Raw genomic sequence first — 13,448 nt, 5'->3', positions numbered from 1 at the left:
CCGCCCACCCGTATCCGCCCGCCGTCCCCCGCCCCGGGCCCGGGGGGGGGGGCCCCCCGAAAACAACCCCCCGCCGGCCGGCCCGCCGCGGGGGGGCGCCCGGCGGCCGGTGGCCGTCCCGGGGTTGCCGTACGGCTCAGTCGCGCTCCCAGACGTAGAAGCGATGTGCCATCGCGTCCTTGGGAGACCTCCAGGTCTCCGGGTCGTACGCGCTGACGTACGCCGACAGGCGCTCGCTGATGTCCCGGAACTCGGGGTGGTTCGTCACCTTGGCGATGGCGGGTCCGGGCTCGCGCTCCGACTCGACGAGGTGCATGTACACATCGCCGAACTGGAAGAGGCTGCGCCGGGTGACCCCGACGAGGTGGGGCAGCTCTCCGCGGTCGGACTCCGCGAACACCTCGGCGATGTCGGGGGCGGAGCCGGGGGCCATCCGGGCGACGATCAGGGCCTGGTGCATGGGAGTTGCTCCTTCGTCCGGCTCAGTCGGCCATGGCCGGCGCGGACCGGTGCCCGGTGGCGGCCTTCTCGATCTTGTCCCGGATGAGGGCCATCTGGACCTTGGAGTTCCGGTTGATGTTGTCGGTCATCCAGTCGTCGTCGACCGGGGCGTCCGGCTTCATCGCGAAGTCCTGCGTCCAGACCATCCGGGTGCCGGCGGACACCTCCTCGTACTGCCACAGGATGTCCATGTGCGCGAAGGGGCCGGTCTCGACGCGGCGGGCCTTGACGGTGAGCTTCTCGCGGTCGGGCTCGCGCTCGGAGACCCAGCTCCACACGGTGCCGTTGTCGTCCGGGTGCATGGTCAGCCGGAACGTCGTCTTCTTCCCCTCCCGGGAGAGGATCTCGACGGACGCGTACTCGCTGAACAGCTGGGGCCAGCGCTCCAGGTCGTTGGTCATGTCCCAGACCAGGTCCAGCGGAGCGGCGATGGTGATCTCGTTCTGGGTGTGTCCTGCCATGTCAGGCTCCTGCCATCAGGGTGCTGTTCACGAGGTCGAGGAACTGCCGGGGCGTCTTGCAGCGCTCCGCGTCCGGGGGCATCGGGGTGCCGTGGGCGTTCTCCAGCTCGCCCACGATGCCGAGCAGGCCGAGCGAGTCGACGCCGAGGGCGTCGAAGCCGGACTCGCCCTGCTCCAGCAGCGCCTCCGGGGCGACGGTGACCCCGGCGGCCTTCTTCATCAGCGCGGCCAGTTCTTCCACGGTGATCTTTGCGGTCATTGCGATTACCTCCTGTACTGCTAGGCGTTGACAGCGCCGTGCCGCAGCACGAGCGCCGAGTTCGACCCCATGAGCCCGCGGCTCAGCACCAGCGCCGTACGCAGCTCGGCGACGCGGGCGCGCCCGGTCACGAGGTCGAGGTCGTGGCAGACGTCGAAGACGTTCGGCGTGGGCGGGATCAGCCCGTGCTCCATCGCGAGCACGGCTGCCGCGCTGTCCAGCACGGGCGCCGCGCAGTAGCCCCGCCCGGTGCCCGTCTTCGGCGCCGTGACCGGCACCCGGGCGGCGTGCGCACCGAGGGCGTCGGCAATCGCCAGCGCCTCGGCCCGGTCCGCCTCCGGCACCCCGAGGGCGTCGGCGAAGACGACGTCGACCTCCTCGGGCGCACAGCCGGCCTCCTCCAGCGCCAGCCGGACCGCCTGCGCCAGGCCCTCCCGGGACCGAGCCCAGCGGGAGGCGCCGGTGAAGGTGGCCGCATGACCGGCGACGAAGGCGCGGATGTCCGCGCCCCGCTCCCGGGCGGCCCGCTCCGCCTCCACCACGAGCATCGCGCCGCCCTCGGCGGGCACGAAGCCGCAGGCGGCCTCGGTGAACGGACGGTAGGCGCGGGCCGGGTCGTCCACGCGGCTCAGCTCCTCATAGCCGAGCTGGCAGACCACCGAGTACGGCGCGAGCGGGGCCTCGGTGGAGCCGGCCACGATCACGTCGGTACCGCGCCGCACCGCCCGGGCCGCGTGCGCCAGGGCGTCCAGGCCCCCGGCCTCGTCGGAGGCGACGACCGAACACGGACCCTTGAACTTGCGGCGGATGGAGATCTGGCCCGTGCTCGCGGCGTAGAACCAGGCGATGGACTGGTACGGGCCGACGAAGCGGCTGCCCTTGCCCCACAGCCGCTGCAGCTCGCGCTGGCCGAACGCGCCGCCGCCGGACCCGGCCGCGGTGACCACGCCGATGGAGTACGGCTCTTCGGAGGTGTCGGCCTGTCCGAGCCGGGCGTCGTCCAGCGCGAAGTCGGCCGCGGCCATCGCGAAGTGGGTGAACCGGTCGGTCTGGACCAGGAACCGTTCCTCGATCGTCGCCGCCGGTTCGAAGGCACGGACCTCGCCGGCCACCTTCAGCGGAAGGTGCTCACAGCCCTCGCGGGTGACCCGGTCGAGAACGCTGAGGCCTTCCTGGGTGGCCTTCCAGAAGGTGTCGGTGCTGGTGCCGTTGGGCGCGACCACCCCGATGCCGGTGACGGCCGCGCGCCGGTCATGCGGTTCGCTCATCGTGTCCTCTCCCTCGTCCGGGTCAGGACCACCGCGGACTGGAAACCCCCGAACCCGCTGCCCACGGACAGGACGCTGGTCAGCTTCCGTTCGCGGGCGACGCGCGGGACGTAGTCCAGGTCGCACTCGGGGTCGGGGGTCTCGTAGTTCGCGGTCGGCGGTACGACCTGCTTGGCGAGGGCCAGCACACAGGCGACCACCTCGATCGCCCCGATCGCCCCGAGGGAGTGCCCCACCATCGACTTGATGGAGCTCATGGGGGTGTCGTAGGCGTGGTGGCCGAGCGCCCGCTTCACGGCTGCCGTCTCGTGGCGGTCGTTCTGCCGGGTGCCGGAACCGTGTGCGTTGACGTAGTCGATGGCCGTCGGGTCGAGCCGGGCGTGGTCGAGCGCCAAGTCGATCGCCCGGGCCATCTCCAGGCCCTCACTGGTCAGGCCGGTCATGTGGTAGGCGTTGCCGAAAGTGGCGTAGCCGCCCAGTTCGCAGTACACGTGCGCGCCGCGGGCCCGCGCGTGTTCCAGCTCCTCCAGGACGAGCACCGCACCGCCCTCGCCCATGACGAACCCGTCACGGTGGTTGTCGAAGGGCCGGGAGGCGTGGGCGGGGTCGTCGTTGTTCGGGGAGGTGGCCTTGATCGCGTCGAAGCACGCCATGGTGATCGGGGAGATCGGCGAGTCCGACGCGCCGGCTATGCAGATGTCGGCACGGCCCTCCTCGACCGTGTGGAAGGCGTATCCGACGGCGTCCAGGCCCGAGGTGCAGCCGGTCGAGACGGTCTGTACCGGACCCTGCGCGCCGAAGCGCTCCGCCACCGCGGAGGCGACCGTGCTGGGCGAGAACGCCCGGTGCAGATGCGGCTCCGCCTCGCGGTGGTCGACGTCCCAGCGCTCACCGCGATGGCTCACCAGGACGTAGTCGTGCTCCAGGCGGGTGGTGCCGCCGACCGCGGTGCCCAGCGACACCCCGACCCGCCAGGGATTTTCCCGGGCCAGGTCGAGACCCGAGTCCAGGACCGCCTCCCCCCCGGCGACCAGGGCGAACTGGATGTACCGGTCCGCCCGGGCGGCCTGTTCCGCGTCCAGGCCGTGCGCCGCCGGGTCGAAGTCGCACTCGGCCGCGATCCGCGACCGGAGCCCCGTGGGATCGAAGAAGGTTATGCCCCGCGTCGCGGTCCGGCCATCGGCGAGCAGATCCCAGAATGCCGGTACGCCGATGCCGCCCGGAGCAACGATGCCTATGCCAGTGACCGCCACGCGCCGGGTCATGACAGAACCTGACCTCGGTCGTGGGCGGCACCCGCAGGCGCCGGTTCGGTGACCACCGCGGCCGCGCCGATCACCTCGGTCTCCTCGGTGTCCACATGCCCGAGCTGGGGCCGCGGGGCCAGCGGACCCAGGTGGAAGACGATCCGCGCCTCCACCTTGCCGACATTGCGGAAACGGTGCCGCATGTGGGCCGGGATCATCAGCCCCTGCTCGGGCCTGAGCGTGTGCGGCTCATCGTCCAGGTCCACCTCCAGCTGCCCGCAGACGACGTAGACGAACTCCTCGGAGTAGGGGTGGTAGTGCTCACCGATGCGGTCACCGGGCTGCACGATGGCCACGCCCATGAAGCCGCTGGTGGAGCCGACCGTGGCCGGGGTGAGCATGGCGCGCAGGTCGCCACCTCGCCGGACGTTGGGCTCGACCTCACTGAGGTCCACGATTTTCGGACGGGGTTTGATGGACAACGTTGCCTCCGTTGAGTGTGCTGCGCTGACGCTTGGCGCTTGGGGGAACCCGGCCGCCGGATCAGGCGCCCGGCGAACGGCGATCGGTGATCAGCTCCATACGGGCGGCCTCGGCGTCGAGCAGCTCCCGCACCTCCGCGGCCACACGGGAGTCCGCCGGCAGCGCCTCGACGTCCCGGTCACCACGCACATCGACCAGCCGCATCACGATGTCGTCCCGCTCGAAGACCGTGCTGCGCAGAACCGGGCTCGCCGGGTCGTCCGCCGCCGCCGAGTCCGCCTCGGCGAGCAGCTCGGCCAGCCGCATGCCCTGGCCCGGCCGCGCCGGGTAGCACAGCGCCTGCCGCCTGCCCTCCGACTGGTCGTCCGCGCTCACGTGGTGCACGGCCGGCAGCGCCGCCCGGGTGAAGAAGACCCGCGCCGACTCCTGGTCGTCGAGGTCCCGCTCCTGCTCCAGGTACGGGTTGATCGCCTCCTCCACGGCCCGCACCTCCGGCTGCCGCGCCACGTGCCGCAACGCCGCCATCAGGTCGCCGCGCACCTCGATGGCCCGCACCACACGGTTGCCGTGCATGAACAGCGACGTCCGGCACAGCCGCGTCGTGTCGTCCACACGGGCCTGGGGCGAGGCGTAGTCCGAGAGGATCTTCGCGACCTTCTCCTCGCTGCCCGGCCTGACCGTGAAGGTCAGCGCATGCCGGATCACCCCGTCGCCGATGCGCGGGTGCGCCTGCAGCCGGCGCTCCTCCGCCGGCACGTGCGCGGTGGCGACACCGGTCTCCCGCACGATGTGGAAGCGCAGCGACCGGGTGTCACGGACACAGCTGTGCAGCGGCTGCACCATCCGCACGTGCTCCTCGCTGTTCACCCAGGTGAGGAACGGCGGAGCACTCTCCCACTCGCTCGTGATGAGCCATTGGGACGGATTCTCGATGGACTGGCAGAGTTGGTCGCTGACATGCCCGGGAACGGACGCAACCTGGTTGCACAGCTGCTCGTACGCCTCCAGGAACTGCTGCTGCGCGCCGTCGTACACGTCGACGAGCAGGACGACCCGGAGCCGGGAGCCGTCGAACACGGACTGGGAGACACGCTTCGACCCCTCACGGGCCGGCGTTTCTGAAAGACGTTCAGACGTCGTGGTCATCCTGGACACATCTCCTTCGCGGGGCTGAGGCGACGCCGGCCGCCGGCGACGCGACGGCAGCGTTCCTTGATCCTGTGCCTGTCCCCACAAGCCCGCGACTCGTATGAACCACGTGGGTGATTGGGCACGCGGAGCAGGCGCCACCGGGCAAGAGAACTCACAGGCGTCCCACACGCGCACCCCTGCCTCTGGAGGCTTCGATGCATCAAAAAGCCGACCACCGGGTCCCCGTCCTCATCGTGGGCGGCTCCCTGGTGGGCCTGTCCATGTCCGTGTTCCTGGGCCGTCTCGGTGTGCGGCACATGCTCGTCGAGCGGCACTCCGGGACCTCGATCCACCCCCGCGGGCGCGGCAACAACGTGCGGACGATGGAGCTGTTCCGGGTGGCCGGCATCGAGCCGGACATCAGGACGGCGGCCTCACTCCTCTCGGACAACCACGGCATCCTGCAGACACCCACCCTCGTGGGTGATGCCGGCGAGTGGCTGTTCAGGCACATCGACCCGGGCGGCGGACTCGCCCGGTTCAGCCCCACCAGCTGGTGCCTGTGCAGCCAGAACGACCTCGAACCCGTCCTCCTCGACAACGCCCGGGAACTCTGCGGCGACCTGCGCTACTTCCACCAGATGGAGTCCTTCGAACAGGACGCCGACGGCGTGACGGCAACCGTCCTGGACCGCGCCACCGAGCAGCGCCGCACCGTCCGCGCGGACTACCTCGTCGCCGCCGACGGCCCCCGCAGCCCCGTCCGGCACGCCCTGGGCATCGGCCAGACGGGCCCCGGCGACCTCTTCGCCAACGTCAGCGTCACCTTCCGCTCCACCGCACTCGCCGACGTCGTCGGCGACCGCCGCTTCATCTGCTGCTACCTCACCCACCCGGACGCCGACGGCGCCCTGCTCCCCGTCGACAACAAGGAACGCTGGGTCTTCCACGCCCCCTGGCACCCCGAGCAGGGCGAAACCCTGGAGGAATTCACCGAGGAACGCCTCCAGCGCCACATCAGCCGGGCCGTGGGCGTGCCCGGCCTCGACGTGGAAATCACCGGAAAGGCGTCCTGGCGTGCCGCCGAACGGGTCGCCGACCGGTACGCGTCCGGCAGGGTCTTCCTCGCCGGCGACTCCGCCCACGAGATGTCCCCCACCGGCGCCTTCGGCTCCAACACCGGCATCCAGGACGCCCACAACCTGGCCTGGAAACTCGCCGCCGTCCTCGACGGCTGGGCAGGCCCCGGCCTGCTGTCGACCTACGAGGCCGAACGCCGCCCGGTCGCCCTCGCCACCAGCGCCCGCGCCTCCGCCCGCTCCGTCGAACACAGCCACCCCGGCTTCGCCCCCGCCCCCGGCATCGGCGCCGGCAACCGCGGCGGCATCCTCAACGTCGTCCTCGGCTACCGCTACCCCGACGGTGCCGTCCTCGGCGCCGACCCCGACGAGCCGGTCGTCCCCCACAGCCTGGAGCTGTCCGGCCGGCCGGGCACCCGCGCCCCGCACCTGTGGCTGCGCCGCGCCGGACAGCGCGTCTCCACCCTCGACCTGTACGAACGCTCCCTGGTGCTGCTCACCGACGCCCCCGACGACGCGGGCTGGTACGAGGCGGCCCGCCGCATCGCCGACACGGACGGCGTACGGCTCGACGCGTACCGCATCGGACCCGGCGCCGACGCGGACCTGACGTACGACACCGAGGACAGCGACTGGGCCCAGCTCCACGGCACCACCGCCGACGGGGCGGTCCTGGTACGCCCGGACGGATACGTGGCCTGGCGCGCGACCGGCGCCGAACGCGACCCGGAAGCAACCCTGCGGCAGGTACTCGCAAGCCTGCTCGGAACGCCCTGACCTGCGTAGACGACGAAGGCCACCCGGCCTGTGAGGCGCGGGTGGCCTTCGTCCTTCCGGAGCCCCCTGTCGGATTCGAACCGACGACCTTCGCTTTACAAGTGGGATCGGATCCTTGCCGGGGCGTGCGTGGGGCTGCCGCGTGCTGCTGTCTCGCCTGGTCAGCGTCACGCGGCTGTGTGCTTCATCCGGCTCATGGTGGCCTGTGCCGGACAGTCCGCTCACGCATCGCGCACGCACGTCGGCATCAGTCGGCAATGCCGGAGCGGCCTCCCCGTCGGGAAGGCCGCTCCGGCGAGGGCACGGCTGCGGGCTGTCCCGCCCGGCGGTATCGCAGGTCCCCGGTCTGTGCGGTGGCCGTCGTGGATCCGGGCCCATCGGGCCGGCTCGCCACAAGGGCAGGCGAACAAGCCACACCCCGGAGCCGAGCATGTCGGAGAGAGGCATTCATCTGCAGGCCGGTGCGTCGCCTTCGGAGCCGGCCCCGCGGACCGGGACGAGGAGAGTGAACGTGGCCGGAGCCCTTCTGGTGAGGGAGAGTCGGCCGCCGATGGAGTGGGCCAGTTCGGAAGCGAGGGCGAGGCCGATGCCCGTCCCGTGGCCGCCGCCGGTGTGTCCGCGGTCGAACAGGTGCGCCGGCTCGCCCTCCGCGGCTCCCTCGTCGCTCACGTCGAAGGCGAGGGCGTCGTTCAGGTCCCGCACCACCAGTCGCACGGTTCCGCGTCCGTGCACCCGTGCATTGTCCAGCAGGACGCCGAGCACCTCCGAAACGGGGCCGCTGGGGACCAGGACGTCCGCGGGTGCGTCATGTGTGCCGCACTCCAGGCGTCTGCCGTCGGCGGCGAACAGGCCGTGCCAGTGCTCCTGCGTCTCCTGAAGGAGGTGTGCCACCGCGAGGTCCCCGGCGGCCGGGCGGGGCCGGTCCGGGGAGCGGGACAGGCGCAGCACTTCCTCCACGGTGTGGTGGAGGCGATGGGCGGTTGCCAGTGCCTCGGTCAGCACGGGGCGCAGACGGGTGTCGTCGTCCTGGGCGAGACCCGATTCCAGGGCGAGTTGCAGGCCGGTGAGCGGAGTGCGCAGCTGGTGGGAGGCGTTGGCGGCGAAATCCCTTTCCCGTCGGAGGAGTTCGGACAGGCTGTGCAGCATGGTGTTGTGCGTGCGGGCCACCTGATCGATCTCGGCGATGTTGCTGGGGGCCGCCCGCGTATTCAGGTCCCCTTCGGCGACGGCCCGACAGTGGCGGGAGAGGTCCTCCAACGGGGCGGCCAGCGCCCGAGCCTGCCGACGGGCGACCAGCACCGCGATGGTCAGCGCGACTACGGTCACGCCGAGTAGCACGGCCCACGCGGCCAGGACCCGGTCGCGTACGGCGTCAGCGGGGGAGGACGCGCGGACCACGCCGATCACCTGCTCGGCGTGGGAGACCGGTACAGCGGCGACCAGGTCGCCGCCCGACCGCCCCCGGACCACCTCTCCGCCAAAGGCGCGGTGGACCGGCGCGTCTGCCGTCCGGGGACCGCTGCCCGCACGTTTGGCCTGCTGTGGGTCGTACAGGCCCAGATGCCCCCCTGCCGGCGCCCTGGGCAGTTCCACCGGATCACCGGTCGCATAGTCCGGGCTCACCCGTACGGCCGCGGCGAGGGCCGCGCGTTCCAGGGTGTCCCGCTGCCCGGCGTACAGGGAGGACCTGATGGCCAGGGCCAGGGGGACGGCGAGCAGGACCACGGCGACCAACGCGGCGGTGAGGGCGACTCGCACCACGCGCTGTCTCATGCCCTCATCATGCGGCGGTTCGGTAGGGCGCGCGGGACTGAACTCACGCTTTTGCCGTCGTCTAACTCTCGGCGAGCAGGGCGTTAACCGGCCCCTTCCTAGCGTGGGTGCCATGACGGTCCAATCCGGGGGATTCCTTGGAGGGCAGTGGTGATGGCAGTACACGCACGGACGTCCGCGGCAGTCGGTCTGGTGCTCGTCGCGGCGGTGACCGCGGGCTGTTCCGGTTCCGGCTCGCACTCCGGTTCCGGTTCCGGTTCGACGACGTCATCACCGCCGGCTTCCTCGGCGCGCGTCGGAAACGGGCAGAACACCCCGGCCCCCGCTCCCACCGAGTCCAATCCGCCCGGCGACATCCCCGACAACCAGGTGTACGTCGCCTACCGGCCGACAGGCGGGTCCTTCACCGGTTTCACGGTGAAGGTGCCTGAGGGCTGGGCCCGTACCGAGCAGGGCGGCAGCACGGTGTTCACCGACAAGTTGAACACCGTGAGGATCACGGCGGTCTCCGCGTCCACCGCGCCCACGGTCGACTCGGTCACCAAGACGGTTGTCCCCAAGCTGCGCTCCCAGGTGCCGAAGTTCGCCGCACCGAAGGTGTCGGAGGTGTCCGGGCACGCGGGCCGTGTCGTCCGGCTGACCTATCAAGGTGACTCGGCGAAGGACCCGGTCACGGGCAAGGTGGTGCGCGACGGGTTCGAGCGGTATGCCTTCTACAAGTCGGGCCACGAGGTGGATCTGACCTTGTCCGGCCCGGTCAACGCCGACAACGTCGACCCGTGGCGGATCATCAGCGACTCCTTCGCCTGGCGGTGAGCACCATGGCGTCCGAGCCGGTGCTGGCTGCCCGTGAGCTGTACCGCTTCTACCGGGCCGGCGAGGAGGAGACACTCGCGCTGCGCGGGGTGTCGCTGCGGGTCGGGCGGGGTGAGACGGTGGCGGTCGTGGGACCGTCGGGATCCGGTAAGTCGACTCTGCTGGCGTGTCTGGCCGGGCTTGACGAGCCCTCCGGCGGGGAGGTCCGCGTGGACGGAGTACGGATCAGCCACCGGCCCGAGACCGAGCGGGCCCGGCTGCGTGCCCGGCACATCGGCGTGCTGCTGCAGACCCGCAATCTCCTGCCGCATTTGAGCGTGCGGGACAACGTCCGCCTGCCTCAGCGCGCCGCCGGCCGTAAGCACGTCACCTCGGCCAGGGAGCTGCTGACCCAGGTGGGCCTCGGCGAACGGGCGCATGCGCTGCCCCGGCAGCTGTCCGGTGGCGAGCTGGCCCGGGCCGGGCTGGCCGTGGCGCTGGCCAACGCGCCCGCTGTCCTGTTGGCCGACGAGCCGACCGGCGAACTCGACGGAGAGACCGAGCGGGCGGTCCTCGCGATGCTGCGGGAGCGGGCCGCGCAGGGGTGCGCGGTGCTGATCGTGACGCACAGCGCGGAAGTCGTCCGGAGCGCGGACCGGGTGATCGCACTGGAGGACGGCAGGGCCACCGACGCCTCGGCCCGGACTGCCCGTTCCGCGTCGCAGGAGGTGCCCGATGTCACGGGATGAAGTGCTCGTGACCTGTGCTGACGCGGCGCTCACCTTCGGCCGGGGCACACAGGCGGTCGTGGCCGTACACGGCGCCGACCTCGAGATCGGGTCCGGCGATCGGCTCGCCGTCGTCGGCCCCTCCGGGTCGGGCAAGAGTTCGCTGCTGCACCTGTTGGCCGGGCTCGAACAGGCCACCAGTGGCACCGTGCGGCGGGCCACATTTCTGGGGCCGTACGACATCGGCCTGGTCTTCCAGGGTGACAGCCTGATCCCGGCCCTGAACGTGGTCGAGAACACCGCTCTCCCGCTGGTCCTCGCCGACCGCCCGGAAAGCGAGGCCCAGCAGGCCGCCCTCGCGGCGCTCACGCTGGTCGACGCGGCCGACCTGGCGGACCGGCTGCCCGAGGAGATCTCCGGTGGTCAGGCCCAGCGGGTGGCCGTCGCCCGGGTGCTGGCCCAGTCCCCGCGCCTGATCCTCGCCGACGAGCCCACCGGCCGCCTCGACCACGCCGCCGGCGGCCGTGTCCTCGACGCCCTCCTCACCGCCGCCGACCACACCGGCGCGGCCCTCGTCGTCACCACCCACGATCCCGCCGTCGCCGCCCGCCTCACCACCCGGCGCGCCATGCGCGACGGCCGACTGCTCGCACCCGAGGAGGTGCCATGATCGGCTCGTGGACGGTCGGCCTGGCCCGCCACCGCACCGGACGTCTGCTGGCCGCCCTGGCCGGGATCGCCCTCGCGGTCGCCATGGTCGCCGCGCTGGGCTCGTTCCTCACGGCGTCGAAGGCGACCATGACCCAGCGTGCCGTGCGCTCGGTCGCCGTCGACTGGCAGGTCCAGGTACAGCCAGGCGCCGACCCCGGCGCGGTAATGTCCCTGGTCCGCAAGGCGCCGGCAACCCGCGCCGCCCTGCCCGTCGGCTTCGCCCGCACCACCGGCTTCTCCGCCCGCGTCCAGGGCAGCACCCAGACCACCGGTCCCGGTATGGCCCTCGGCCTGCCCGACGGCTACCGCGCCGTCTTCCCCGACGCCATCCGCACCCTGTCCGGCTCCCCGAGCGGTGTCCTGCTGGCCCAGCAGACCGCCTCCAACCTGCACGCTGCTCCCGGCGACACCATCGGCATCGACCTTCCCGGCATCGGCCCGAGGCAGGTGAAGGTGGACGGCGTCGTCGACCTGCCCCAGGCCGACTCCCTCTTCCAGACCGTCGGCGCACCCAGCCAGTCCCAGCCGACCGCACCCCCGGACAACGTCGTCCTGCTGCCCGCCGCCAGGTTCGCCGCACTGACCCGGGGTGCCTCTGCGGTCACGACCCAGATCCACGTGGCCCGCGACGACGCCCGCCTGCCCTCCGATCCAGCCGCCGCCTTCACCGCGGTCACTCGCGCGGCCCACAACCTGGAGGCCCGCTCCGCGGGCGCCTCACTGGTCGGCAACAACGTCGGCGCCGCCCTCGACTCCGCCCGCCAGGACGCCCTGTACGCCCAGATCCTCTTCCTCTTCCTCGGCGTCCCCGGCGCGGTCCTGGCCGCCGCCCTGACCGCCGCGGTCGCCTCCGCCGGCGGCGAGCGGCGCCGCCAGGAGCAGGGCCTGCTACGGCTGCGCGGCCTGCGCCCTCGCCAGATCACCGCCCTCGCCGGGTTGGAAGCGGCGCTGATCGGTCTCGCCGGCGGCCTGGCCGGACTGGCCGCCGCCGCACTGACCGGCCGCTTCGCCTTCGGTGCCGCCTCCTTCGGAGCGGGCGCGGGCACCTGGGCCGCCTGGTACGGCACTGCGTTCCTCCTCGGCGCCGCCGTCGCCGTGGGAGCCGTCCTCGTCCCGGCCCTGCGTGACCTGCACACGGTGACCGTCGCGGAAACCCGCAAGGAGTCCGGCGCCCGCAGCACCCGGAGCCCGTGGTGGATGCGGTACGGCCTGGACTTCGCCCTCCTGATCGGCTCCTGGCTGGTCTTCCGCGCCTCCTCCGGCAACCAGTACGCGTTGGTCCTCGCCCCGGAAGGCGTGCCCAGCATCTCCGTGTCGTACTGGGCCTTCCTCGGCCCCGCCCTGCTGTGGATCGGCGCCGCCCTGCTGCTGTGGCGCCTGACCCTCCTCGCCCTCAGCCACGGCCGTCCCGCCATGGCCCGGCTGGCCCGCCCGCTGACCGCGACCCTCGCCGGCACCACCGCCGCCACCCTCTCCCGGCGCCGCCGCCCTCTGGCCCGCTCGGTCGTGCTGCTCGCCCTCGCCGTGTCCTTCGCGCTCTCCACCGCTGTCTTCAACGCCACATACCGCCAGCAGGCCGAGGTCGACGCCCGCCTGACCAACGGCGCCGACGTCACCGTCACCGAACCACCCGGTGCCCGGGTCCCACCCGGCGCCGGATCCGCCCTGAAGATCTCCGGCGTACGGCACGTCGAACCCCTCCAGCACCGCTTCGCCTACGTCGGCTCCGATCTCCAGGACCTCTACGGCGTCCGCCCGGACACCGTCGCCCGCGCCACCTCCCTCCAGGATGCCTACTTCGCCGGCGGCACGGCCCGGCAACTCATGCGGCGCCTCGCCGAACGGCCCGACAACCTGCTGGTCAGCGTCGAGACCGTCAACGACTTCCAGCTCTCCCCCGGCGACACCGTCAACCTGCGCATCCAGGACGCCCGCACCAAGGCCCTTCGCACGGTCCCCTTCCACTACGCGGGCATCGCCAAGGAGTTCCCCACGGCGCCGAAGGACAGCTTCTTCGTCGCCAACGCCTCCTACATCGCCAAGGCGACCGGTAGCGACGCGGTCGGCGCCTTCCTCCTCGACACCGGCGGCACCCACCAGAAGCAGATCGCCACGCGCCTGCGGTCACAGCTGGGCACCGGCGCCACCGTCAGCGACCTCACCCAGACCCGCGGCACCGTCGGCACCAGCCTGACCTCCGTCGACCTGGCCGGACTCACCCGCATCGAGCTTGCC

Annotated in this window: 13 protein-coding genes; 5 read left to right on the top strand and 8 right to left on the bottom strand. The window is 72.0% G+C overall.

The window, feature by feature from the left end; genetic code table 11:
- Positions 1-136 precede the first annotated feature (136 nt).
- The 7 genes from AB0H32_RS41360 to AB0H32_RS41330 all read right to left on the bottom strand — a co-directional run bounded on the left by AB0H32_RS41360 (position 137) and on the right by AB0H32_RS41330 (position 5,365).
- Positions 137-460 carry a TcmI family type II polyketide cyclase gene (locus tag AB0H32_RS41360; protein ID WP_361132518.1) on the bottom strand — a complete coding sequence of 108 codons (324 nt, stop codon included), beginning with the start codon at positions 458-460 and terminating at the stop codon, positions 137-139.
- 22 nt (positions 461-482) lie between these two features.
- On the bottom strand, positions 483-962 hold the full coding sequence (locus tag AB0H32_RS41355) for an SRPBCC family protein (RefSeq protein WP_361132515.1): 480 nt from the start codon (positions 960-962) through the stop codon (positions 483-485).
- A gap of 1 nt (position 963) precedes the next feature.
- A complete protein-coding gene (locus AB0H32_RS41350; RefSeq protein ID WP_361132512.1) occupies positions 964-1,221 on the bottom strand; it encodes an acyl carrier protein in 258 nt (85 codons plus the stop codon).
- Between the two features lie 20 nt (positions 1,222-1,241).
- Positions 1,242-2,489 carry a ketosynthase chain-length factor gene (locus AB0H32_RS41345; RefSeq protein WP_361132509.1) on the bottom strand — a complete coding sequence of 416 codons (1,248 nt, stop codon included), beginning with the start codon at positions 2,487-2,489 and terminating at the stop codon, positions 1,242-1,244.
- A complete protein-coding gene (locus AB0H32_RS41340) occupies positions 2,486-3,754 on the bottom strand; it encodes a beta-ketoacyl-[acyl-carrier-protein] synthase family protein (protein ID WP_361132506.1) in 1,269 nt (422 codons plus the stop codon). Before AB0H32_RS41340 ends, AB0H32_RS41345 begins: the two co-directional genes overlap by 4 nt.
- Complete coding sequence (locus tag AB0H32_RS41335; RefSeq protein WP_067316074.1) at positions 3,751-4,191, bottom strand: cupin domain-containing protein; 441 nt, start codon at positions 4,189-4,191, stop codon at positions 3,751-3,753. Before AB0H32_RS41335 ends, AB0H32_RS41340 begins: the two co-directional genes overlap by 4 nt.
- An 88-nt stretch (positions 4,192-4,279) precedes the next feature.
- Positions 4,280-5,365, bottom strand: a complete 1,086-nt coding sequence (locus tag AB0H32_RS41330; RefSeq protein ID WP_361132503.1) for a SchA/CurD-like domain-containing protein — start codon at positions 5,363-5,365, stop codon at positions 4,280-4,282.
- 200 nt (positions 5,366-5,565) lie between these two features.
- On the opposite strand from AB0H32_RS41330, the gene AB0H32_RS41325 reads away from it, so the two are divergent.
- Positions 5,566-7,206, top strand: coding sequence for an FAD-dependent monooxygenase (locus tag AB0H32_RS41325; protein ID WP_361132500.1), 1,641 nt, complete (start codon positions 5,566-5,568; stop codon positions 7,204-7,206).
- A 447-nt stretch (positions 7,207-7,653) separates the two neighbouring features.
- Here AB0H32_RS41325 and AB0H32_RS41320 read toward each other — a convergent pair whose 3' ends face one another.
- A complete protein-coding gene (locus AB0H32_RS41320; protein WP_361132498.1) occupies positions 7,654-8,979 on the bottom strand; it encodes a HAMP domain-containing sensor histidine kinase in 1,326 nt (441 codons plus the stop codon).
- 153 nt (positions 8,980-9,132) lie between these two features.
- Here AB0H32_RS41320 and AB0H32_RS41315 point away from each other — a divergent pair, with 153 nt between their 5' ends.
- The 4 genes from AB0H32_RS41315 to AB0H32_RS41300 form a co-directional block, all read left to right on the top strand.
- Entirely contained in the window at positions 9,133-9,795 is a 663-nt protein-coding gene (locus AB0H32_RS41315) for a hypothetical protein (protein WP_361132495.1), read from the top strand.
- A gap of 5 nt (positions 9,796-9,800) precedes the next feature.
- Positions 9,801-10,523 carry an ABC transporter ATP-binding protein gene (locus tag AB0H32_RS41310; protein WP_361132492.1) on the top strand — a complete coding sequence of 241 codons (723 nt, stop codon included), beginning with the start codon at positions 9,801-9,803 and terminating at the stop codon, positions 10,521-10,523.
- Positions 10,510-11,172 carry an ABC transporter ATP-binding protein gene (locus tag AB0H32_RS41305; protein WP_361132489.1) on the top strand — a complete coding sequence of 221 codons (663 nt, stop codon included), beginning with the start codon at positions 10,510-10,512 and terminating at the stop codon, positions 11,170-11,172. The genes AB0H32_RS41310 and AB0H32_RS41305 overlap by 14 nt, the downstream gene beginning before the upstream one ends.
- Positions 11,169-13,448: ABC transporter permease (locus tag AB0H32_RS41300; protein WP_361132486.1), on the top strand; the 2,280-nt coding region annotated here is incomplete at its 3' end. The genes AB0H32_RS41305 and AB0H32_RS41300, both read left to right, overlap by 4 nt.

It is taken from the genome of Streptomyces sp. NPDC020362 (assembly GCF_040642095.1).
GTDB lineage: Bacteria > Actinomycetota > Actinomycetes > Streptomycetales > Streptomycetaceae > Streptomyces.
Note: the sequence above shows the minus strand (reverse complement) of the source record. Positions and strands in the feature narration are given on the sequence as shown.